The 23,148-nt window shown below is 36.0% G+C and carries 17 protein-coding genes and 3 tRNA genes; 11 read left to right on the top strand and 9 right to left on the bottom strand.

Features of this window, described 5'->3' with window-relative positions; all coding sequences use genetic code 11:
- Positions 1 to 43 precede the first annotated feature (43 nt).
- Positions 44 to 127, bottom strand: a tRNA-Leu gene (locus LK994_RS00190).
- A 115-nt stretch (positions 128 to 242) separates the two neighbouring features.
- Positions 243 to 1,391, bottom strand: a complete 1,149-nt coding sequence (locus tag LK994_RS00185) for a sensor histidine kinase (RefSeq protein ID WP_229760856.1) — start codon at positions 1,389 to 1,391, stop codon at positions 243 to 245.
- An 89-nt stretch (positions 1,392 to 1,480) separates the two neighbouring features.
- Between LK994_RS00185 and LK994_RS00180 the strand changes: the two genes are divergently transcribed.
- The 6 genes from LK994_RS00180 to LK994_RS00155 all read left to right on the top strand — a co-directional run bounded on the left by LK994_RS00180 (position 1,481) and on the right by LK994_RS00155 (position 7,273).
- Positions 1,481 to 2,566, top strand: coding sequence for a glycosyltransferase family 2 protein (locus tag LK994_RS00180; protein WP_229760855.1), 1,086 nt, complete (start codon positions 1,481 to 1,483; stop codon positions 2,564 to 2,566).
- Positions 2,567 to 2,616: 50 nt separating this feature from the next.
- Entirely contained in the window at positions 2,617 to 2,820 is a 204-nt protein-coding gene (locus LK994_RS00175; protein WP_229760854.1) for a hypothetical protein, read from the top strand.
- 166 nt (positions 2,821 to 2,986) lie between these two features.
- A tRNA-Gly gene (locus LK994_RS00170) sits at positions 2,987 to 3,059 on the top strand.
- A gap of 46 nt (positions 3,060 to 3,105) precedes the next feature.
- A tRNA-Leu gene (locus tag LK994_RS00165) sits at positions 3,106 to 3,191 on the top strand.
- A 141-nt stretch (positions 3,192 to 3,332) separates the two neighbouring features.
- Complete coding sequence (gene nhaD, locus LK994_RS00160) at positions 3,333 to 4,607, top strand: sodium:proton antiporter NhaD (RefSeq protein WP_229760853.1); 1,275 nt, start codon at positions 3,333 to 3,335, stop codon at positions 4,605 to 4,607.
- A 230-nt stretch (positions 4,608 to 4,837) separates the two neighbouring features.
- Entirely contained in the window at positions 4,838 to 7,273 is a 2,436-nt protein-coding gene (locus LK994_RS00155) for a TonB-dependent receptor domain-containing protein (RefSeq protein ID WP_229760852.1), read from the top strand.
- A gap of 76 nt (positions 7,274 to 7,349) precedes the next feature.
- On the opposite strand, the gene LK994_RS00150 is transcribed toward LK994_RS00155, so the two are convergent.
- Positions 7,350 to 8,192, bottom strand: a complete 843-nt coding sequence (locus LK994_RS00150; RefSeq protein ID WP_229760851.1) for a hypothetical protein — start codon at positions 8,190 to 8,192, stop codon at positions 7,350 to 7,352.
- Between the two features lie 328 nt (positions 8,193 to 8,520).
- On the opposite strand from LK994_RS00150, the gene mazG reads away from it, so the two are divergent.
- On the top strand, positions 8,521 to 9,291 hold the full coding sequence (gene mazG / locus LK994_RS00145) for a nucleoside triphosphate pyrophosphohydrolase (RefSeq protein WP_229760850.1): 771 nt from the start codon (positions 8,521 to 8,523) through the stop codon (positions 9,289 to 9,291).
- Positions 9,292 to 9,364: 73 nt separating this feature from the next.
- A complete protein-coding gene (locus LK994_RS00140; protein ID WP_229760849.1) occupies positions 9,365 to 13,066 on the top strand; it encodes a sensor histidine kinase in 3,702 nt (1,233 codons plus the stop codon).
- A 7-nt stretch (positions 13,067 to 13,073) separates the two neighbouring features.
- Here LK994_RS00140 and LK994_RS00135 read toward each other — a convergent pair whose 3' ends face one another.
- The 4 genes from LK994_RS00135 to rplU all read right to left on the bottom strand — a co-directional run bounded on the left by LK994_RS00135 (position 13,074) and on the right by rplU (position 15,861).
- Positions 13,074 to 14,759 (bottom strand): DNA polymerase/3'-5' exonuclease PolX, encoded by a 1,686-nt coding sequence (locus LK994_RS00135; protein ID WP_229760848.1) that lies wholly within the window; start codon positions 14,757 to 14,759, stop codon positions 13,074 to 13,076.
- A 195-nt stretch (positions 14,760 to 14,954) separates the two neighbouring features.
- Complete coding sequence (locus tag LK994_RS00130; RefSeq protein WP_229760847.1) at positions 14,955 to 15,128, bottom strand: hypothetical protein; 174 nt, start codon at positions 15,126 to 15,128, stop codon at positions 14,955 to 14,957.
- An 82-nt stretch (positions 15,129 to 15,210) separates the two neighbouring features.
- Positions 15,211 to 15,477, bottom strand: coding sequence for a 50S ribosomal protein L27 (rpmA, locus tag LK994_RS00125; RefSeq protein WP_229760846.1), 267 nt, complete (start codon positions 15,475 to 15,477; stop codon positions 15,211 to 15,213).
- 78 nt (positions 15,478 to 15,555) lie between these two features.
- Entirely contained in the window at positions 15,556 to 15,861 is a 306-nt protein-coding gene (gene rplU, locus LK994_RS00120) for a 50S ribosomal protein L21 (protein WP_229760845.1), read from the bottom strand.
- Positions 15,862 to 16,056: 195 nt separating this feature from the next.
- On the opposite strand from rplU, the gene LK994_RS00115 reads away from it, so the two are divergent.
- From LK994_RS00115 to murB, 3 genes are read left to right on the top strand one after another with little or no spacing between them, the layout of a single operon-like run.
- Positions 16,057 to 16,824, top strand: coding sequence for a lysophospholipid acyltransferase family protein (locus tag LK994_RS00115; RefSeq protein ID WP_229760844.1), 768 nt, complete (start codon positions 16,057 to 16,059; stop codon positions 16,822 to 16,824).
- Between the two features lie 39 nt (positions 16,825 to 16,863).
- Positions 16,864 to 19,350, top strand: coding sequence for a replication restart helicase PriA (priA, locus tag LK994_RS00110; RefSeq protein WP_229760843.1), 2,487 nt, complete (start codon positions 16,864 to 16,866; stop codon positions 19,348 to 19,350).
- Positions 19,351 to 19,394: 44 nt separating this feature from the next.
- Positions 19,395 to 20,423: a UDP-N-acetylmuramate dehydrogenase gene (gene murB, locus LK994_RS00105; protein WP_229760842.1), complete on the top strand. Its 1,029-nt coding sequence runs from the start codon at positions 19,395 to 19,397 to the stop codon at positions 20,421 to 20,423.
- Positions 20,424 to 20,443: 20 nt separating this feature from the next.
- Here the strand turns inward: murB and LK994_RS00100 are convergent, their stop codons facing one another.
- Both LK994_RS00100 and LK994_RS00095 read right to left on the bottom strand, forming a co-directional pair.
- Complete coding sequence (locus LK994_RS00100) at positions 20,444 to 21,970, bottom strand: AAA family ATPase (RefSeq protein WP_229760841.1); 1,527 nt, start codon at positions 21,968 to 21,970, stop codon at positions 20,444 to 20,446.
- Positions 21,971 to 22,047: 77 nt separating this feature from the next.
- Positions 22,048 to 23,145: a vWA domain-containing protein gene (locus LK994_RS00095; protein ID WP_229760840.1), complete on the bottom strand. Its 1,098-nt coding sequence runs from the start codon at positions 23,143 to 23,145 to the stop codon at positions 22,048 to 22,050.
- Positions 23,146 to 23,148 lie beyond the last annotated feature (3 nt).

Genomic DNA, 23,148 nt, shown 5'->3' with positions numbered 1-23,148 from the left:
ATGAAAAAAGGGTTGTTTTAATAATTTAAACAACCCTTTTTTGTGCGGCAAAGGAGATTCGAACTCCCACGCCCTTTCGAGCGCTACCACCTCAAGGTAGTGCGTCTACCAATTTCGCCATCGCCGCAGATGATTTAGTGGTGCAAAAATAAGAAACGAAAGGTTTAAAAGCTTGAATGGGTGTAACAAGTTTAAAAACTTTAAACGCCTTAGACATTTTAAACTCATTCATCCTTTCTAAACTATTTCTTAAGTACAATTCTAAAAGTAGTTCCTTTATTAGGATCAGACTGTTTTACAAATAGATCTCCTTTATGGTATTGTTCAATGATCCTTTTTGATAAGCTTAGTCCTAATCCCCAACCTCTTTTTTTAGTGGTAAACCCCGGCTTAAAAACTTTCGTGATATTTTGTTTGCTGATACCTTTTCCTGAATCTGTAACATCTATCATAATTTGGGCGGCTTCATTTTTTATACTGACGTTTATTTTTCCTCTTCCTTCCATTGCGTCTAATGCATTCTTTAATAGATTTTCTATCACCCAATCAAACAACGGAGCATTAATGAGAGCGATTACTTCTTTATCATTAGTGGTTATGGTAAAATCAACTTTGTCGGTGGCCCTGCGTTTAATATAAGTCACCATATTCTCAATCTGCGTAACAATATTGGTCTCTTCTAATTGAGGAGTGCTGCCTATCTTGCCAAAACGATCACTTACTAATTTTAATCTGTCAACATCTTTCTCCATTTCAATAGCAATCTTTTCACTGCCGGTATTTTCTTTTAAGATCTCTACCCAACCTTGCAATGAAGATAATGGAGTACCTAATTGATGTGCAGTTTCTTTTGCCATGCCGGCCCATACCTGGTTTTGTGTGCTTTTATTTCTGGTAGATATAGTAATTAATGTTATTATAATGAAGAGGGCAACAATGATCAATTGAATGATAGGGTAGTACCTGACTTGTTTTAACAAATCAGATTCTCCATAAAATACACGGTTTGTTTGTAATGAATCTAACGGATTTCGCCATTCGATCGGCTCGTGCAGCTTTTTAAATTCATCTAATTTATCCTTAAGATAATTCTTGTTGATTTTTATTTCGGCAGTATCTAAATTATAATGGTCAAGTATGCTGTCTTTTTCTGTAACAGCGATCATTGGAATGTTTTTACTGTTTTCCACCAATATCAGGCCGGATAAATTAGTAGGCAATACTTCCGGGTTATTGATGTCCTTTAACGCTTCTACCCATTGCTGTATCTTAAGTCGTTCTTCCGTAGCAATCTTTTTCGCCAATTGATTTGAGTAGAAAACCGTGCCTGTTACAATAATAATTGCAATAAAGGCCAGTAACGTACGCCAATTTAATAGTTGTGTAAACATTTTATCAAATATAAAATAAGAAATAAGAAATGAAAAATAAGAAATGAACTATGTTTGTGCAAAATGTACTAAAGTTAAACAGTATTACTATGTATGAACAGATCCGTCGGTCGACGGACGATGCTGAGTTACCGGGTATAACCGGTAGCGAAAAATTGCCTTCGGTGGCAATTGTTATTTTAAACTGGAACGGGAGGAATTTTTTAAAACAGTTTCTGCCCTCAGTATTGGCATCTACCTACCCAAATAAAAGAATAATAGTTGCAGACAATGCATCTTCGGATGATTCGGTCGCTTTTTTGCAACAACATTTTCCTGCAGTGGAAATATTGCAGCATGCTACTAACGAAGGGTTTGCGAAAGGCTATAATTCTGCATTAGAGAAAATACAAAGCGATTACTATATATTGCTAAATAGTGATGTAGAAGTGGAGCCTGGTTGGATTCAGCCGGTAATATCGCTGATGCAAAATGATCATACCATTGGAGCATGCCAGCCTAAACTTTTGTCGTATACACATAGACGTGAGTTTGAATATGCAGGCGCAAGCGGAGGATGGCTGGATACTTTCGGTTACCCTTTTTCACGGGGAAGGATCTTTGATATCGTAGAAGAAGATAATGGGCAATACAATGATGCAGAACCTTGTTTTTGGGCAAGTGGTGCAGCTATGTTTGTACGATCAGAATTATATCATAGCTTGGGAGGATTAGATGAATATTTTTTTGCACATCAGGAAGAAATAGATTTTTGCTGGCGGATGCAATTGGCGGGGTATAAAGTATATGTACAACCTCAGTCGATAGTATATCATGTAGGGGGTGGCACATTGCCCAAACAAAATAATCTGAAGGTATTCTTGAATTTCAGGAATAACCTGATAATGATGGCTAAAAATTTCACCCCGGGTGAAATTTTATGGAAAGTACCCTTCAGGATGTTGCTGGATACAACTGCTGCCTGGAAGGGGCTCTTGGAAGGTAATGGGGGGTATTTTGTTGCCATCACAAGAGCCCATATACATTTTGCAAGGTGGATCTTTACAAAAAAGAAAAGGCGCTTTTTTCCCCAGCGAAAGAATACCCAATTATACGGGTGGTATGCTGGATCTGCAGTATGGCAACATTTTGTAAAAAAGAAAACTACTTTTTCAGAAATTGTTGGCTCTAAATAAGTTTTTTTGAGTGGCAAACCCTATTTTTGCAGTGCAAATCAAAAAATATTATGGCTCAGGAAATTATAGACAATAAACACAAGGATTTTGCCCACAACTGGGTGTCTTCATCTCGTTTTATTTGGTTCTGTCAGGTTTTTTTGGTGGTGGCTTTCATTTTGGGAGGTTGCTATAATTTATATACACATCGCTATAAAGGGAAACCGGAAGTGGCTGTGCCAGAAAATACTTTGTACAATCCCACATATAAATAAATAATTTTTTGTGGTTGTTTGTACAACCCTTATTTTTGCAATCCCAAAAAAAGAAGTTCTTTTAATAAGTTTAATTGGTCGAACAGGTTGTAAAGTCTAAAAAGTGTATAATTTCTATAAACGTTTTAAACTTCTTAAATCTTTTAATCTTTTAAACGAATATAATGCGGAAGTAGCTCATTTGGTAGAGCACGACCTTGCCAAGGTCGGGGTGGCCGGTTCGAGCCCGGTCTTCCGCTCTGAATAAATTCCATCTGCTATAGTGGATGGATTTTTTTTGTGTTTACTCGGGTGGTGGAACTGGTAGACACGCAGGACTTAAAATCCTGTTCGCAGTAATGCGAGTGTGGGTTCAACTCCCATCCCGAGTACTGAATTAAAGTCTTAAGATTAGTTAAATAACTGATTTTAAGACTTTTTTTGTTTTTTGTACATGCCCACAAAAAAGATAACTTGTAGTCAATTTGATAATTTAATTGGCGTAACTAAAACCACTTTTAAATATTTGAAATATGATAGCTGCAATCATTACAATTGTCTTTGTGTTGGGCTATACAGCTATTGCATTCGAACATCCGCTTAAGATCAACAAAGCAGCCTCAGCTTTGATCACTGGTGTGCTCTGCTGGACAATCTATATTCTGCAAAGCCAATCTTCTCATGTAGTAGGCGAAGAGCTATTACATCATCTGGGAGATATCGCTTCAATTTTATTTTTTTTATTAGGAGCAATGACAATTGTGGAGTTGATTGATTCTCACAATGGCTTCGATATCATTACGCAAAAAATTACCACTACCAGTAAACAAAAATTATTGCTGATCATTGCAGCTGTAACATTTTTTCTTTCTGCCTTATTGGATAATTTAACAACTGCAATAGTTATGACCTCATTGTGTGCAAAAATATTGAATGAAAGAGATGATAGATGGTGGTTTGCTGGGATGATCGTGATTGCTGCCAATGCTGGTGGCGTTTGGTCGCCATTAGGAGATGTGACTACTACTATGCTTTGGATAGGAGGTCAAATAACAGCGCTTAATATTATGAAGCAATTGATACTGCCTAGTTTGGTTGTATGTATAATTCCTGCTTTGATCATTGCTCGTAGACTTAAAGGAAAGCGCATAGAAGTCTTACCACCTTCAGCATGTACGGCAGTTGAAAAAAAGGATGGAAGAATAATTCTTTTTGCAGGGATAGGTTTTTTGATCTTTGTGCCTGTATTTAAAACACTTACTCACCTTCCTCCATTTATGGGAATGTTATTGGCTGTAGGAATTATGTGGGTGATCACCACTTTTCTTCATAAAAATAAAGATGCTGAATATGCGGAAAAATTTACGGTGACCAAAGCATTGCAAAAAGTTGATACGCCAAGTATTTTGTTTTTTCTGGGTATTTTATTGGCCGTGTCTGCTTTGCAATCTTTTGGTTTACTTAAAGATTTGGCCAATGTACTTAGCAATGCCTTAAAAAATGATTATTTGATAGGCATTGCGTTAGGATTACTTTCTGCTGTTGTTGATAATGTGCCGTTGGTTGCCGCATCCCAGGGGATGTACGATTTATCTGCTTATCCAACAGATCATCCTTTCTGGGAATTTTTAGCATTAACTACAGGCACGGGAGGAAGCGCTTTAATTATCGGCACTGCTGCTGGTGTTGCAGTAATGGGTATTGAGCAAATAGATTTTATGTGGTACCTGAAAAAAATTGGTTGGTTAGCTTTGGTTGGCTTTATATCCGGCATAATCGTTTTTTTATGTCAATTACAAATAAGCTAATATTGGTTCAAACATATAAAAATTGATCCTGATATAGGGAAGAACAATATTTTTATTAGCTATCTCATCTTCTGCATATCTGCTTTATAGATTGCTGCTTTTTTCTTCTGAAGTAATAGCTGGCAATCTCCATACCATTCATATCGAAATTATCATGCTTCATCCATATTAACTATGTGATCCCGTTTTTTTAGAATTGATTTGCAACTTAATTAAATTAAAAAATTGCAATGAGAAAAAAAATGAGTGTAATGATGGCAGTTGCTTTGCTTATCACTACACAACTATTGGCCCAAAGCCCCGGTAAAATAAGTGGGGCAGTGACGGCTAATAATAAACCTTTACGTTCTGTTACAGTATCGCTTTTGCTTGCAAATGACAGTACCTTTGTAAAAGCTGATATCACTGATGCAGATGGAAAATATTCAGTGCCAGTAAAAAAAGCGGGTACATATCTGCTATCATTTTCTTTGATAGGGTATGAGAAAAAAATATCGAAGCCTTATGTGATGGAGGAAGGTGCCGAAATAGATGCTGGAACCGTTTCGTTGGATGTAAAATCAAATCAATTATCCGGTGTTACAGTTTTGTCTAAAAAACCGATGATTGAGGTACAGGCGGATAAAACTGTTTTTAATGTAGAGTCAAGTATCAATGCTACAGGTAGTAATGCATTAGAATTGTTGCAAAAAAGTCCCGGTATTCAGGTAGATAACAATGATAATATCAGCATGAAAGGTAAAACCGGTGTACGTGTATACGTAGATGGGAAAATGATGCAATTAGATACAAAAGATCTGGCGGCTTACCTCAAAAGTATCAACAGTAATGATATTGAAGCGATTGAAATGATCAGTAATCCGAGTGCTAAATATGATGCCAGCGGTAATGCCGGTATCATAAACCTTCGATTGAAAAAAAATAAAAAATTCGGGACAAATGGTAGTGCCAGTCTTGGTTTTACACAAGGGGTAACGCCAAAAGGGAATGGCTCTTTAAATCTTAATTACAGAGATAAAAAAGTAAATATATTCGGCAATATCGGAGGGAATCTTGCTAATTATGAAAATACATTGAGTTTATATCGTATTCAGAAAGATACATTATATGACCAAAATAGCGTTAATACCAATTCCGATAAAAGTGTAAATATTAAAGCAGGGGTTGATTATTTTGTCGATAATAAAAATACGATCGGAGTAATGGCCACTACCAATTTTAATGATAATAGTTTTGGCAGCACAGGGTCTACTATGATTTATTATAATCCTACAGCTACTTTCATAAAAAGCCTTCAGGCAAATAACACGATACCAGGTAGCAGAACAAATGTTAATCTGAATCTTAATTATAGATATGTTGATACAACAGGTAGAGAAATTAACTTTGATGGTGATTATGGTTTCTTTCGTGGAGTAGGCAGAAGCTATCAGCCTAATAATTATTTTGACAGCAATAATGATCTATGGTATACTGTGGTTAATCGTAATTATACTCCAACTGATATTGATATCTATACGGCTAAAATAGATCTGGAACAAAAATTAGGTAAAGGTAAATTTGGTTACGGCGCTAAAACATCTTTTGTTATTACAAAAAATACATTTGATTTTTTTACTGATAATGTAAGTGGGGATCCAATTAAAATATTAGATAGAAGCAATAGCTTTAAGTATACCGAAAATGTGAATGCTGCTTATGTTAATTACAGGCAACAACTAAATGCAAAGTGGAGTCTGCAAACAGGCTTACGTATGGAGCAAACCAATAGCGAGGGAGTCCTTACCAGGGCAGATGGCGTAACCCAGGCAGATAATACAGTTAAAAGAAGTTATTGGGACTTTTTCCCAAGTGCTGCAGTTAGCTGGAGTATAAATCAAAAACATTCATTGAGTTTAACATACAGCAGAAGAATAGACAGGCCTACTTATCAGGATCTGAATCCGTTTGAAAATAAATTAGATGAATTGACCTATCAAAAAGGGAATGCTTTTTTAAGACCTCAATACACCAATAATGTTGAGCTTACACATACATTTATGGGTTTCATCAATACCAGTGTTGGGTATAGCCATGTAAAAGATTACGCTACAGAAGTTACGGATACAGTTAAAAATGCAACCTTTTTACAACAGAAAAATTTAGCCACACAACAGATCATTAATTTTAATATCGGCTCGCCTTTGCCAATAAAAAAATGGTGGAATGGGTATGCGAATTTCTGGTATAATTATCAGATATTCAACGGTGCAATAGGAGAAAATAAAGTGCAAGTTGAGGTGCCAAGTTATGGAGCTTATATGCAACATAGCTTTACTTTAGGAAAAGATTATTCTGCAGAGATCAGCGGATGGTATAACGGTCCGAGTATCTGGGGTGGTACATGGAGAACCAGACCACAAGGTGGTATTGATGTAGGATTTCAAAAACTACTATTGCAAAAGAGAGCGACCATCAAAATAGCTGCAACGGATATACTGTATACAGCTCCGTGGAGCTCTGTAAATGATTTTGGCGGTACTTATATAAAGGGTAAAGGATCTTGGGAAAGCCGGACATTCAGGGTCAATTTTTCATGGAGGTTTGGTAATAGCCAGGTTAAAAGTTCACGTCAGAGAAAAACAGGTTTGGAAAGTGAGGCGAGCCGGATCAAAGGAGGAAATTAAGAACCCGAAAACTTATTATAAAGAAGATCCCCTCAATTGTTGAGGGGGTCTTCTTTATATGTTATACCATAAATGATTACTTGTATTCATACTCAAAAGACCCTAACAGATCTTTTTCTTTTGAGTAACATTTTTCGATGATCCTTAAACCATCATCGCCATAAAAATATTTCCAGATAAAATAGTCGCTATTGGGTCCTTCTTCTGAAGTGATCATTTGCAGTAGCTGCCCTGCGGTGTTGTACTCAAAAATAAAATCCGGTAGTAATTTATTTTTAATAACATTGTACCGTACTATATCTGTAAGTCTGTTATTTTCGCTGTAATAATAGTAATAGTGTCGGCCATTAGGGATAGCTTCAATTTCATCACTCACATTCCCTTTTTCATCAATGGTAAAATTGATAACGGTAGTGTCTTTCCGATTTTTGATACGTAATAATTTTACCGGTTGATTTTTTTCGTTGTATAGATATTGGTGTTCTTCGGTAAGAGTGGTGGCAAAATCATCATCATTTGAATGCGATACAGAAGTAATATTGATGAGGTTATTATTGTTGTCGTATTTATAAGTGGAAGTAGATGCCGATAACTCAGAACTATCAGTTGTTTTCAATACAAGCCCGTCGGGGGTAAAATAGGTGGTTAGTATTGATTCGCCGCTGATATTAGATTTACTGTGAGTTTCTATACGTGTAAAATCCTTATTGATATTTTTCTCACAAAAAAAATCTTTACTGGGTTCGCCGTCGGCTTCAAGACTATGGATAATGATAGTTCTTGTTTTTTGATCTTTAAAAGCATTTCGGTCTGAGATCAACTGTTTGTTACTTAATATCTCCTTGTAATAATATTGAGCAATGGTGTAATTAGTAAAGAGGGCACTGCTTAAGAAAATGAGTAATATCCGTTTGTTCATTGTATAAAATTTCGGCATAAAAATAACTTTAATTTGGTTATATACACTGCTTATTTTGTGCCAAAACTTAATATGTGCAGTATCTTTATTTCTTTTAACAACACCTTATCAATAGATTGCAATGGAACTTCAATATAGTACTTTGTGAAAGACGTGTTCTGATGGCTGTATGATGACATTTTTAAGGATAATTGGTCTATAAAAATGAGTCTGGAACTATTTTTGCAATCGGTTATGGGTAAAAAAGCCCGATAAAATGTAAGGATTTGATATCTTAAAGGTGAATTTAAATAACGTTCAAACAACAGGTATATAAAAATAAAACTCTATGCAACAAGTTACTTCAGATGCTTTTTTACGGTTGGTAAAAATTATGGATGAATTGAGAGCGCAATGTCCCTGGGATAAAAAGCAGACCATTCAAACGCTTAGGCAACTTACTATTGAGGAAACATATGAGTTAGTTGATGCTATCACAGACAATGATTGGAGTGGTATCAAAGAAGAACTGGGAGATATTTTATTGCATATTGTTTTTTATGCCAAGATAGGATTAGAGCAAAATCAATTTACTTTAGACGAGGTGATCAATGGGGTTTGTGAAAAATTAATATATCGTCATCCGCATATTTATGGAGATGTGAAAGTAAATGACGAGGAAGATGTAAAACGCAACTGGGAAAAGCTTAAAATTAAAAGTGGCAAAAAATCTGTATTGAGTGGAGTACCCCAATCTCTCCCAGCTACAATAAAGGCAATGCGTTTGCAGGAAAAAGCTAAGCAGGTTGGCTTTGAGTGGGAAAATAAAGAGCAGGTTTGGGATAAAGTGGAAGAAGAAAAACAAGAACTTTTTGAAGCAATTGCTACAGGGGATAAAAATAAAATGGAAGATGAGTTGGGAGATGTTTTTTTCTCCCTTATCAATTTTTCCAGGTTTTTAGATATAGATGCTGAAAATGCATTAGAACGTACCAATAAGAAATTTTTTAATAGGTTTACAATGATGGAAGAAGAGGCCCTGAAGATGGGTAAATCTTTATCGGATATGACATTGCAGGAAATGGATGCAGTGTGGGATTCTATCAAACGTCGTCAATAAATAATATTTTAATCTACAGCCATTGCATAAAGAGATCAGTCTTAAACAGTTCATTTTCAAAAATAGCTACCTTTTGATAGCTGCAGCATGGCTTATTACCATCTCATTCATTATTGATAATTATTGGTCAGACATTTCTTCAGTAAGAGCAGCTGAAAGAAATATTGCCAGATATATACACGATCAGGAAGATGATTTTGATAAGCTGGGCAATGATTCTGTTCTCGTAAAAAAAATTGTTTCCGGAAAATATGAAGAATCTTTTTTGAAAGAATTAACGGGGAAAAAGTATTTTTTTTATGTGTATCAGCAAAATGCAATGCAAGAGTATGACCTGAAGTTCTGGAATACACAGGTTGTAACACCTTCCCCGCAAACATTATCAAATTTCGATACAAGTGGTTATTTTCAATTATCAAATGGTAGTTATGTTTGGCGGAAAGCAAGGTGTGGCGGGTATGCTTTGTTATGTTTAATCCCGGTAAAATGGGATTATACAATTACTAATGAGTACTTAAAAAATAATTTTGCAGCAGGAAACGATATCGGTGACAATTATACTATTTCGGATAAAAATAAAAATAGTACCATCATCAGATCGAAAGAGGGAGAATATCTTTTTTCTTTAGAACCGATAACGCAAATAGTTATAAAGCATAATAATCTGGGAGCCGTAATGTGCCGGTTGATTGCGGCTTTTCTGGTATTACTCTTCATCCATTTTACAGCCACATATTTGGTGCAGAGAAAGTTTTTGCCGGCGATATCTTTTTTGATCCTGATGGTAGTTTTCTTAAGAGTATTGAGTTATTACTATCCAATACCATTATACTTTCGACAGTTCGAATTGTTTGATCCCTCGGTATATGGTTCCAATGCAGTACTTCGTTCTTTGGGTGACCTGTTGATCAATGCGGTGCTATTGCTATGGTTGGTGTTGTTTGTTCGACATTACATAGAGGAAAAAAAAGTAGTGATCAATACCAGGTCAGCGTTCGTTAAATGGGTAGTTATTTTTGTCGGAATAACAATTCTTTTGGGTGGAACTTTTGTTTGCGGTAATATATTTCGTTCAATGGTTGCAGACTCTCAGATATCGTTTGATGTAGTTAACTTTTTTACACTTAATTATTATACTGTTGTTGGTTTTGTTGTTTTGGGGTGTATATCAATTGCCTACTTTTTTATAACTCAGATTGTGACATACCTGATATTGCCTCTTTTTCCGAAAAAGTTTTTGCCATTGAATTTTTTCGTTGCGGTGGTCGGTTTGGTGGCACTTACTTCACAGATAAACAGGCTGAATGTAAGTTTTGAGTTGATGTTGCTCGGATGGTTGGTATTGTATCTTCAGTTATTAAACAGCAACTATCTTTCATTGTTAGCATCTAAAATTATCTCTTCAAGATTGGTATTTTGGGTTTTCTTTTTTTCCTTTTCATTGGCATCAATAATCATTGTAGAAAACAATAAAAAAGAAAATGAAAAAAGGAAGCATTATGCTGAAACCCTTGCCAATAAAGCAGATCCGTCAAGCGAGCGATTAATGAACACGGTACTGACGGATTTTCGAAGCGAAGCATTGGCGCCATTGTTCTATAAATTCAGAAATGACTCAACGAATAAACTTTTAAAAGATAGCTTGCTAAACGAAAACTTTTCGGGCTATCTGAATAAATATGATACCCGTATTTTTACTTTTAATGAATATGAACGTCCTTTGTTTAATCAGGATTCAACGAGTTTCAATACATTGATCACAGTGTTGAACACACAGGGAAAACCGACAGGTATAGGAGACCTTTTTTATTATGATGTTTCTTATGATCGCTTTACTTATATCAGTAAAAAAGATATTACGGACACTTCGGGTAAGTTGCTTGGGTACGTTTTTATACTGGCATCGCCTAAGAAATATAAAACGGATGCGTTGTATCCTGAGTTATTTTTAAAAGGGTATAATAACTCCATTGAAAATTCTCCTATTTATTCTTATGCAGTTTACAATAAATTGCAGTTAGTGAGCAGTCATAATGATTATGCGTTCCCATGGCAGTTAGATACCGCTCAGGTGCCGGAAAATGAATATGTTAATATCAGAAAAAATGGATATGACGAGCTTTGGTATAAAGCCGGGTCAGATAAAGTGGTGATTATTTCTAAAGAAGATAATTTTTTCATTGAGTCAATTACATTGTTCTCCTATTTATTTTGCGCCTTTTTATTTGTAACCGGAATTTTTTGGTTTTTAAATGCAGTTATCCGCTCTCGTTTCAGACCGAATGAAATGCGCAAATATTGGCAAATGAGTATTCGTAATCAGGTGCATGGTACCATTATCTTTATCAGCTTACTATCATTCATTGTTATTGGTATTGCCACCATCTTATTTTTTATCAATCGTTATCATAGTAATAACAGAGAAAAATTAAGTCGTACGATACATGTAATGGCTAATGAAGTAAGAAATACCATTAGTGAATTGTCGGTATTTGATGATGCTATAAAGGTTTATGATCAGGCTTACAGAGCAAGTTTGGAGCAAATGGTAACAAAGATCTCTGAGATACATGCAGCTGATATTAATTTGTATGATCTGGATGGTAATTTGCAAGTGTCCTCTCTGCCTTTACCTTACAGTAAAGGAATTGTTAGTAGTAAGATGGATCCGCTGGCCTATTATCATTTACATAAGTTGAAAGAAATTCAATATTTCGGAGAAGAGAAGATAGGTACCCTGGAGTATTTGAGTAACTACGTACCTGTAATTGATGAATCGGGGAGAGAATACGCTTATCTCAATATTCCGTATTTCACAGCGCAAACAAAACTTCGCCAGGAAATTTCGAATTTCCTCGTTGCCATCATCAACCTGAATGCATTTATATTTTTAATAGCAGGTATTGTTGCGTTATTTATAACGAATCGTATTACAAGATCGTTCTCTTTTATCAGTCATAAAATGAGAGAAGTAAATCTGGGCAAGAAAAATGAAGCGATTATATGGAACCGTAAAGATGAAATAGGAGAACTGGTAAATGAGTACAATACCATGGTTAATAAGCTTGATGATAGTGCCATTGCATTGGCAAAGAGTGAAAGGGAAGGGGCCTGGCGTGAAATGGCAAAACAAGTAGCACATGAGATCAAGAATCCGCTGACACCCATGAAATTGAGTTTACAGTATTTGCAAAAGGCGATCGATACTAATTCTGTTAATGTAAGAGAATTAAGTATTAGTGTGGCCAAAACACTGGTTGAACAAATAGATCATCTTAGTCAGATAGCCGGAGACTTTTCACAGTTTGCTAATATTGGCAATCCCAAAAATGAAGTATTTAACTTGAACGAAACATTGCTTTCAGTTGCTCAGTTGCACTCTATAGAAGATAATATCGATTTGACATGGAATTTTGTATCTGCACCGGTAAAAGTAAATGCAGACAGTACACATATCAATAGGCTATTTAATAATTTGGTTCAAAATGCCATACAATCTATTCCGAGCCCTAAAAAACCAGTAATAGAAATAAATGAAACGATTGTGGGCAAAAATGTATTGGTAACCATAAAAGATAATGGGATTGGTATTCCAAGAGAAATGCGACATAAGATCTTTATGCCCAATTTTACTACTAAGACTTCTGGTACGGGGTTGGGCTTGGCTATGTGTAAAGGTATTGTAGAGCAAAGCAAAGGACGTATATGGTTCGAAACAAGGGAAGGAGAAGGTACTGTGTTTTTTGTGGAGCTTCCTTTAGTCGGAACGAATTGATACAGCATTAAATCATCAGATCAGTTTTTTTGTTGCGTAAAAACGCTTCAAATTCTTTCAATCCAAAACTGCTTAAATTGTCTTTTACAGTAAGCATACCTTTCTGAGCAGCCAGTACACCGTATCTGATATCATCATATCCTTCAATTGTATGGGCATCCGGGTTGATAGAGATCAATACATTTTTCTTCAATGCATATTCTATAAACTGCCAGTCAATATCCAACCTATTAGGGTTAGCATTTAATTCTATCACCACATTATTAGCAGCACAGGCATCAATGATCTTTGTATGGTTGATTGGGTAGCCCTTGCGACTTAAGAGTAATCTTCCGGTAGGATGACCTAAAATTGTAGTGTAAGGATTTTCTATTGCAGTAATAAGGCGCTGCATGGCTTTTTCTTCGGTCATTTTTAAGATAGAGTGCACAGAGGCAATAACCAGATCGAATGTAGAGAGAATACTATTACTGTAATCAAGATTGCCATCGTATAAAATATCACTTTCAATGCTTTTGAAGATCTTGAATGGGGCCAGCCTGGCATTAAACTCGTCTATCTGCCTGTGCTGTTGTTTAATTCTTTCTTCATCCAGCCCATTGGCATAAAATGCACTCTTGCTATGATCACTGAGCACCAGGTACTCAAATCCTTTTTCTATAGCTGCTTTAGCCATCTCTTCAACAGTATTACTACCATCGCTCCATGTACTATGGCTGTGAATGATTCCTTTAATATCCGTAGGTTGTATAACATCGGGTATTGCAAATGCTTTTGCTTTATCTATGATGTCTGCAGTTTCTCTTAAGTAAGGTTCTATATATTGTATACCAGCATTTTTAAAAATGATACTATCATCTGTTATATTATCATCAGTATAAACAGTGTCAGAATAATTATTATTGAAAGTTTCATTGAATATTGCAGATCCGGTTGTAGTAAATAATCTTTTGGTGAATGATTGGGTTCCGGTATAAAAGCGGATTTTTAATCCATTCATTAACTTATAAGCTATGCTTGTTTCACTCTCATCTAATAAAGCGGGAGGATTTGCACTTTGCATTTTTTGTTTTACTACATCGTTGGACACATTCACTACAAATTCAATTTCATCAATAGTAAGTTGATGTCTTCTATAAGCTCCCGTTTCGTTAATTACCTGTGGAAAAAATATTTTTTCGAGGTACCCTTTTATTTGCGAAAAAACGGTTTCTGTCTGTGCAAAAAGGAAAATTCCCTGATTTTGAAAATAGAATTCAATATTTTCTTCAACACTTTTTTGTGTCTTTTCTCCAAACCCTTTGTATAATTTTAATCGGTTTTCTTTGCATGCATATAATAATTCTCCGATAGTTTCAATGCCCATTTCTTTCCAGATCACACTGATCTTTTTTGGACCGATCCCTTTTATGTTCAACATTTCTACAACACCGTTAGGCGTTTTTAAAATGATATCTTTTAGTGAAGAGAGCTCTCCTGTTTCCAACAATTCAATAATTTTTTTTGCACTTGATTCGCCAATTCCTTTTAGTAAAAATAATTCGGCTTTATCCATTTCCGATAATTGCATCGGTAATTTCTCAATATTAAATGCGGCGGCTGCGTAAGATTTTGCTTTAAAACTATTTTCGCCATGTATTTCCATCAATTTGGCTAAAAGTGAGAAGCAGTCTGCTATCTGGGAGTTGTTCATATATCAAAAATAGTAAAAAAATGAGCTGTTTTCTATATCGTTCGGCCAATAGAAAATGAATTGATCAGACAAGTATTTCCTATGTCGATACATTTTTATTTGTTGGTAGAATAAAGTGAGAGTAGGTACAAATTAAAAAGTCTCCCAATTGCTTGAGAGACTTTTTTATTAGTTTCGCTTTTTAAAAAGCAAAGCTTACTTCTTTTTTGGAGCAGCTTTTTTAGCAGCTTTTTTTGGAGCAGCTTTTTTAGCGGCTTTTTTTGGAGCAGCTTTTTTAGCAGCTTTTTTTGGAGCGGCTTTTTTTGGAGCAGCTTTTTTTGCAGCTTTTTTCGGAGCAGCTTTTTTTGCAGCTTTTTTTGCAGTTGCCATGTTTTTTAAATTTAATTGGTTAGTAAATAATACTTAAAAATAAAAACATTTTTCAATCTACCAAAAAAAACTTTTATTTTTTTTAGTTGGCAACTTCAGCAGCGTTCACTGAAATGTAACTTTTATCTCCTTTTCCTTTTTTGAATTCTACAATTCCATCAGCTAATGCGAAGATTGTAAAGTCTTTTCCAACACCAACATTTTTACCAGGATGATAAACAGTACCACGTTGACGAACGATGATGTTACCTGAAAGAGCAGGTTGTCCACCATAAATTTTTACGCCTAATCTTTTGCTTTGTGAGTCTCTTCCGTTCTTTACGGAACCTTCACCTTTTTTATGTGCCATCTTTATTTAGTTTTTTAGTTTATAGTTTTTAGTTCATAGTTGATCACTCAACTCTAAACCTTCAAACGTTAAACGTAATTACGCAATGTCTGTTACTTTAATTTGTGTGTAGTGAGTACGATGTCCGTGTTTTTTACGGAAACCTTTTCTTCTTTTCATTTTAAAGGCAATTACTTTATCACCTTGAATAAGGCTTTTGATAATTTCTGCCTTAACTACTGCTTTTACACCGGCACCTACAGAGATTGCTCCTGCATTATCAGTTAAAAGCACTTCAGAGAATTCAACTTTATCGCCATCATTACCTTCAATATGAGGTACATAAAGGCTATCTCCAGCTTTTACTTTAAATTGTTGTCCGGCTATTTTTACTACTGCTAACATATGTCCAAAATTTAGGACGGCAAAGGTAAGGAAAAACAATTAGAATTTAATACTTGATATTCAAGATTTTTCGGCTTCATGGTATTTTGTGCAAAAATGCCAGAAAAAGAGGCAATTTACAGCAGATAAGCCGTTAATTTCTAAATATTTAGCTATTAACCGTTTATTTTAATCATCTATATTCGCTTTCTGATTATGAGATACATCTTCGCCATTTTACGGGTAATTTTTTCAATTTATGGCTTTATAGTGTTTTTTGTGTTCATGTTCCTGTTTTTTCCTCTTGCGATCATTGCTTCTTTTTTTGGTACAGTACGGGGAGGTAACATTATTTACAAACTTTGTCATATATGGGCAGATCTAGCTCTTTTATTCTGGGGGATCTTTCATAAGAATATTTATGAAACACCTCATGATAAGAATAAACAATACATTTTTGTATTCAACCATATCTCTTTTATGGATGTTCCTATCATATTGAAGGCAATCCGTGGGCAGCATTTCAGGGTATTGGGAAAAGCAGAAATGGCCAAGATCCCGATATTTGGTTTTTTTTACAGAAATACTGTTGTGTTGGTAGACAGAAGCAATGCAGCCGAAAGAGCAAAAAGTGTAATGCGGTTAAAGGCAATTATCAGAAGTGGTATATCTGTAGTATTAGCTCCCGAAGGAACATTTAATACCACAGGTAAACCGTTAAAAGAATTTTATAACGGTGCTTTTAAAGTTGCCATCGAAACGCAAACGCCAATTAAACCGATCTTGTTTTTGGATGCATATGATAGATTGAATTATAAGCAAATATTATCATTGACCCCAGGGAGATCACGGGCTGTTTATCTTGAAGAGATAAGTGTAGAGGGGTTGACGTTAAAAGATATGGATAAACTAAAAGACAAAGTTTATCATTTGATGGAGAAGAAATTAATTGAATACAAAGCAAGTTGGATAATTACGTCCTAACCCCTAAAGGGGAATACGACAAACCTCATAAATTTTAAAATGACTAACGAAAATCAAATACTCTTCACAACTCTCCCTTTAGGGGGCGGGGGGGTATATGCAGAAGTGATTCTTCCGTTGGCATTGCCTAAAACATATACCTATGCTGTGCCTCCTGTTTTTGTTACTAAAGTAAAAATTGGTTGCAGGGTAGAGGTTGTGCTGGGAAAAAACAAAAGATATGCAGGCATCATTAAATCTCTTTCCTCCACACCGCCGACATATCAGACAAAAGAGATCATAAATATATTGGATGACGAACCCGTACTCTACCCACAACAGTTGCAATTGTGGAACTGGATGTCAGAATATTATATGTGTAGCGAAGGCGAAGTGATGGCGGCGGCACTACCAGCTCATTTCAAACTTAGCAGCGAGACCATTTTATTATTTAATGAAGAGTATGGGGACGACTTTACAGGTTTGGATAACGATGAGTATGTAGTGGCAGAAGCTTTATTGATAAAAAAACAACTAAACCTCAGTGAGGTACAACAGCTATTGGATGTAACGCATGTGTATCCTGTAATAAAAAGATTGATAGAAAAAAAGGTTTGTATTGTTTGGGAAGCATTGAGTGAGAAATATAAAAGCAAAAAAGAAAACTTTGTTACACTCAATCCTCAGTATGATAATGAGGAAGCCATTAGTGAGTTATTAAATAACTGGACAAAAGCACCTAAGCAAATGGAATTATTGTTGAGTTATTTACACCTGGTAAAAACGCAGGGAGAAGTTACACAACCGGAGCTATTAAAAAAGTCAGGAGCTACTCCGGCGCAATTAAAAGGCTTAGCAGAAAAGAATATACTGCTTATTGAAAAAAGAAGTGTTGACAGGATAAAAGTGTTACCTAGATCAATGGAGGTGAACTTTGAACTAAGCAGTGCACAACAACAAGCATTGGAAGAAGTGCAGGAGAGGTTCACTCAGAAGAATATTTGTCTCTTGCATGGTGTAACAAGTAGTGGGAAAACGCAGGTATTTATAAAACTGATCGAAGCATATTATAAACAAGGAAAGCAGATACTTTATCTTCTACCTGAAATTGCGCTGACCGCACAAATGATCCGGCGCTTACAATTACACTTCGGCGGTAATATTGCCATCTACCATTCTAAGTTTAATAATAATGAAAGAGTGGAGTTATGGAATAAGATAAAGACAGGAGAGATAAGAATTGTATTGGGGGCCAGAAGTGCTTTGTTTCTTCCATTTAAAGACCTTGGTTTGGTGGTAGTAGATGAAGAGCATGATGCTTCTTTTAAACAACAGGATCCGGCACCGAGGTATAATGCCAGAGATGCCGCTGTTTTCTATGCATCTTTATTTAATGCGAAGGTTTTGTTAGGAAGCGCTACACCATCTATAGAAACATACTTCAATGCACAAAGAGGCAAATATGGTTTGGTAGAATTAAACGAACGTTTTGGAGGGATTCATTTACCAACGATGGAGATCATTGATACCAGGCAAGTGGTGCAGAAAGGTAAAGTGATGATCTCCCCGCAATTAAAAGAAGCGATTGAAAAAACAGTTGCCGGAGGTAGACAGGTGATCTTGTTTCAAAACAGACGAGGGTATTCTCCTTATTTAATATGTGGTACATGCGGCTATTTGCCTCAATGTAAAAATTGCGATGTGACTCTAACATTGCATAAATTTTCTAACAAACTGCATTGCCATTATTGCGGTACTACCTATCCGAAATTAACGGAGTGTCCTGCGTGCGGCAAAGTACATTGGATAGAAAAGAATTTTGGTACTGAAAAAATTGAGGAGATGATAGAAAGCGAGTTTCCTGATTTGAAAGTTGCCAGAATGGACGTAGATTCTGTAAGAGGGAAATCGGCGCATGATAATCTGATCAAATTATTTGAACAACAAAAGATAGATGTGCTGGTTGGTACACAGATGGTCGTTAAAGGCCTTGATTTTGAAAAGGTAAGCCTGGTGGGTATACTCGATGCAGATGGTTTGTTAAGCTTTGCAGACTTCAGGGTGAACGAAAGAGCATTTCAGCTAATGGAGCAAGTAAGTGGAAGAGCAGGAAGAAAAGATGAGCAGGGAAAAGTATTGATACAGGCTACACAGACAAAGCATCCTGTTTTACAATTTGTGCAACAGCACGATTATAAAAAGATGTATGAGTTTGAACTGGAGAACAGGAAGCATTTTTTTTATCCTCCATTCAGCAGGATCATACAAATTACGTTGAAACATAAGTTGAAAGAAGTGGTGGATGCTGCTGCTGAAAAATTAAGTCTTGCATTACAGAAAGATTTGAACAATTTTGTAGTAGGGCCTGCGGCACCTTTGATAGGCAGAGTTCGCAATCAGTACTTAATGGAGTTATTGGTGAAATTGCCATTAGATATGAAACAGATTCAGCAGTATAAAAAAGTGATCATGAATCAGTTTAATTTATTGCACTCTGAACAAAGATTTAAAAGTGTGATAATGGTTGCAGACGTGGATACAAATTAGGGTTGAATCGATAAAGGTTTAAAACGTTTAAAGGTTAATAAGCAATGTTAATTCAAGAAAATATCTCTCTAAAAAAATACAACACGTTTGGTATAGATGCTTATGCGGCATATTTTTCAACGTTCAGAACTTTGGATGAGTTGAATGAACTACTTGAGTACAAAAAACTTCCAACTTCCAAACTTCAACTTCCAACCCTCATCCTCGGTGGCGGTAGCAATATCTTATTTACGCAAAATTTTAATGGAATTGTTTTAAAGAATGAACTAAAGGGTATTGAAAAGGTAAAAGAAGACAATGAGTTTGTATATGTGAAAGCCGGGGCCGGAGTTAACTGGCATCAGTTTGTGGTGTTCTGTATTGATAATAATTGGGCCGGGGTAGAAAATTTGTCTTTGATACCGGGAAATGTAGGAGCTTCTCCGATGCAGAATATCGGAGCATATGGGGTAGAAATAAAAGATGTGTTTTATGAATTGGAAGCTTTCCATCTTGCAGAAAAAAAAATAGTAAGGTTTGGCTTGAATGAGTGTGCTTTCGGATACAGAGAAAGTGTTTTTAAAAGAAAGCATCGGGGTGAGTTCGTTATCATAAATGTAACGTACAAACTACGGAAAGATCCTATTTATAATACTTCTTACGGAGCAATAGAACAGGAGTTGGAAAAGATGGGAGTGAAAGCGTTAAGTATAAAGGCAATTTCAGATGCAGTGATAAATATCCGAAGCAGTAAACTTCCTAATCCTGCAGAAATAGGTAATGCCGGAAGCTTCTTTAAAAATCCTGAAATTCTCAGTGATCAGTTTACAATACTCAATGCTCAATATCCAAACATCGTTGGCTATAAACTGGATAATGGTAATGTAAAGTTGGCGGCAGGATGGTTGATAGAACAATGCGGATGGAAAGGTTTCAGAAAAGGTGATGCCGGTTGCCATGCAAAACAGGCATTGGTGTTGGTGAATTACGGGAATGCTACCGGTAAAGAGATCTACTCACTAAGCGGCGAGATCATTGCTAGTGTTAAGGAAAAATTTGGTGTAGAATTAGAAAGAGAAGTTAATATCATTTAACCTCTCTTTCTGCAAAATTTTTAATTGAAATCACTTTCATTAAAATCTTCATCGGTAAAAGACTGTAATCCCATGTTCAACATGCTTCCCATCAGATCTTTAAATTCGATTTTTCCATCTAATACTTTTTTACTGATAAGTGAATAAGCAGCCAAGCCATGCAATACAAATTCCATCAGCAATGCATTTTCACTTTCATTAGCAGTTTTGTAATGTTTTTTTACCAACGCATGCAAGCCATCTACTTTATACAACAATTGAATTTTATCTTGATCCTTTGTTTCAAAAAAAATATTCAATGAGTTACCTGCATCAAACCAACGGGTGATGGCCTTATAAGGATTATCTTCTGCGCCAGCCTCTTTCCCTCTTTTCTTTTTGAGTGTGTCCGGGTTAGGGAAGTACTGACTGAATTGGGTACGTATTGCTTTCTCTAATAAATTAAAAGCAACCTGGTATGGTCCCTCCTGTTCTCCTTCATACACCAGTTCTATTTTGCCGGTGATAGAAGGAATGATACCCACCATATCGCTGACCCAAACCTGCGTTTCTTTTTCATCGTTTATAATAGCTCTGCGTTCGGCTGCACTCACTGCATTCTCGTAAGCAGCAATGGTCAACCTTGCACTTACCCCGCTTTTTTTATCAACCAATTCACTGCCTCTGGCTTCAAAGGCAACTTGTTCTATCAAACGTTTTATCAGGTCGCTTACTTTTACTCTTTCAGATTGTTCCTCATAAATATTCGCCTCTTGCTCTGTAATGGCCAGGGAGGTTTCAATTGATTTTGGATAGTGGGTGAGTATCTGACTTTCGATCCTGTCTTTTAACGGGGTAACAATACTCCCCCTGTTGGTATAATCTTCGGGGTTTGCAGTAAATACAAACATCACATCAAGGGGTAAACGCAATTTAAATCCCCGTATCTGCAGATCGCCTTCTTCTAAAATATTAAATAAGGAAACCTGTATTCTAGCCTGAAGATCAGGGAGTTCGTTGATAACAAAAATACATCTGTTGCTTCTTGGAATGATACCGTAATGCAATACTCTTTCATCTGCAAAACTTAATTTTAAGTTGGCAGCTTTGATAGGATCTATATCACCAATAAGATCGGCGACACTTACATCGGGGGTAGCCAGTTTTTCTCCGTAACGCTGACTTTTGTGTAACCAGGCAATGGGTGTTTCATCTCCTTCGGCTTCTATTAAATCTAGTGCATAACGGGAAATAGGTTGCAGCGGATCATCATTGATCTCACTTCCAGCAACCACAGGGATATAGTCATCGAGTAATTCGGTCATTTGCCGGGCCATTCTTGTTTTGGCCTGACCACGTAAACCTAAAAACAAAATATTGTGACGGGATAACAATGCTCTTTCTGTATCGGGTATCACCGAATCTTCATAGCCTAATATGCCGGCGAAAGTATTTTCCTTTGCTTTGATTTTTTTAATAAGATTCTCACGTATCTCATCCTTGATACTTCTGCTTTCGTAGCCGCTTGCTTTTAATTCGCCTAATGTTTTAATTTTTGGTTTACTCATCTTTTAAAGTTAAAATTCAAAAGTCAAAAACAGAAAATGGAGATTGTTGTTGGTTTTGACTTTTTACTTTTGATTTTTTAATATACTGTTTTTCTTTTCCCGCTTTCAAAATCTTTAAATATAAAAGCCCCTAATTTATCCAACGATGCAAAGAATGCTTTACCATGATTTGTCTCGGTGAATTCCTGTACAAATCTTTGTAAATAAGGATCGCTGGCAATCATAAATGTAGTAATGGGTATCTTAAGTTTTTTGCATTGTGTAGCAAGGCTCATACAACGGTTTAAAATTTTTCTATCTACTCCAAAACTGTTTTTATAATACCGATTCCCTACCTTCAGACAAGTAGGCTTTCCATCAGTGATCATAAATATTTGTTTGTTGGGATTTCTTCTTCTGCGTAAAATATCCATTGCCAGTTCTAATCCGGCAACAGTATTGGTATGATAAGGTCCCACCTGCAGATAGGGCAGGTCTTTCACTTCAATGGTCCAGGCATCATTACCAAAGACAACAATGTCTAAGGTGTCTTTTGGATATTTTGTTTGTATCAATTCACTCAAGGCCATTGCTACTTTTTTTGCAGGTGTGATCCTGTCTTCACCATACAATATCATTGAGTGAGAAATGTCGATCATTAATACAGTTGATGTCTGTGATTTAAAATCAGTTTCTCTTATTTCCAGATCATCTTCATGTAAACGAAAACTTTCTGCGCCATGGTTGATCTGTGCATTGCGGATTGAAGCCGTAAAATCGATTTGCTCTAAAGTGTCACCAAACTGGAATGGTCTGGTCTCCGGGTTGATCTCATCACCACCACCCGGTTTAAAAGTATTGTGGTTGCCTTGTTTTGTTTTTTTTAGTTTACCGAAGATCTCTTCCAGGCTTTTTTTACGAATACCCTGTTCTGTTTTCGGAGTAATTTTTATTTCACCGTTTTGTTTATTCTCATCGATATATCCTTTCTCTTTCAAGTCCTCAAAAAAATCACCCATACCATAATCATCATTGGTAAGATTATATTCTTTATCCAGTTCATTCATCCATTGCATGGCTTCGCCGACATCACCGTTGGTATAGGTAAGTAATTGCATGAAGATATCCAGCAGCTGCTCAAAACGTGTTTTGCCGTTTTGATTGGGATCAAATCTGGAGAAATTATATCCTTTCATAAG

The organism is Ferruginibacter lapsinanis (genome assembly GCF_020783315.1).
Taxonomy (GTDB): domain Bacteria; phylum Bacteroidota; class Bacteroidia; order Chitinophagales; family Chitinophagaceae; genus Ferruginibacter; species Ferruginibacter lapsinanis.
This window is presented reverse-complemented; position numbering and strand designations above follow the sequence as displayed.

Excerpts from the sequence above, each read along its gene's own strand:
- LK994_RS00185 (WP_229760856.1), bottom strand. The coding sequence starts at position 1,391 with ATGTTTACACAACTATTAAATTGGCGTACGTTACTGGCCTTTATTGCA.
- LK994_RS00180 (WP_229760855.1), top strand. The coding sequence starts at position 1,481 with ATGTATGAACAGATCCGTCGGTCGACGGACGATGCTGAGTTACCGGGT.
- LK994_RS00175 (WP_229760854.1), top strand. The coding sequence starts at position 2,617 with ATGGCTCAGGAAATTATAGACAATAAACACAAGGATTTTGCCCACAAC.
- nhaD (WP_229760853.1), top strand. The coding sequence starts at position 3,333 with ATGATAGCTGCAATCATTACAATTGTCTTTGTGTTGGGCTATACAGCT.
- LK994_RS00155 (WP_229760852.1), top strand. The coding sequence starts at position 4,838 with ATGAGAAAAAAAATGAGTGTAATGATGGCAGTTGCTTTGCTTATCACT.
- LK994_RS00150 (WP_229760851.1), bottom strand. The coding sequence starts at position 8,192 with ATGAACAAACGGATATTACTCATTTTCTTAAGCAGTGCCCTCTTTACT.
- mazG (WP_229760850.1), top strand. The coding sequence starts at position 8,521 with ATGCAACAAGTTACTTCAGATGCTTTTTTACGGTTGGTAAAAATTATG.
- LK994_RS00135 (WP_229760848.1), bottom strand. The coding sequence starts at position 14,759 with ATGAACAACTCCCAGATAGCAGACTGCTTCTCACTTTTAGCCAAATTG.
- LK994_RS00130 (WP_229760847.1), bottom strand. The coding sequence starts at position 15,128 with ATGGCAACTGCAAAAAAAGCTGCAAAAAAAGCTGCTCCGAAAAAAGCT.
- rpmA (WP_229760846.1), bottom strand. The coding sequence starts at position 15,477 with ATGGCACATAAAAAAGGTGAAGGTTCCGTAAAGAACGGAAGAGACTCA.
- rplU (WP_229760845.1), bottom strand. The coding sequence starts at position 15,861 with ATGTTAGCAGTAGTAAAAATAGCCGGACAACAATTTAAAGTAAAAGCT.
- LK994_RS00115 (WP_229760844.1), top strand. The coding sequence starts at position 16,057 with ATGAGATACATCTTCGCCATTTTACGGGTAATTTTTTCAATTTATGGC.
- priA (WP_229760843.1), top strand. The coding sequence starts at position 16,864 with ATGACTAACGAAAATCAAATACTCTTCACAACTCTCCCTTTAGGGGGC.
- murB (WP_229760842.1), top strand. The coding sequence starts at position 19,395 with ATGTTAATTCAAGAAAATATCTCTCTAAAAAAATACAACACGTTTGGT.
- LK994_RS00100 (WP_229760841.1), bottom strand. The coding sequence starts at position 21,970 with ATGAGTAAACCAAAAATTAAAACATTAGGCGAATTAAAAGCAAGCGGC.
- LK994_RS00095 (WP_229760840.1), bottom strand. The coding sequence starts at position 23,145 with ATGAAAGGATATAATTTCTCCAGATTTGATCCCAATCAAAACGGCAAA.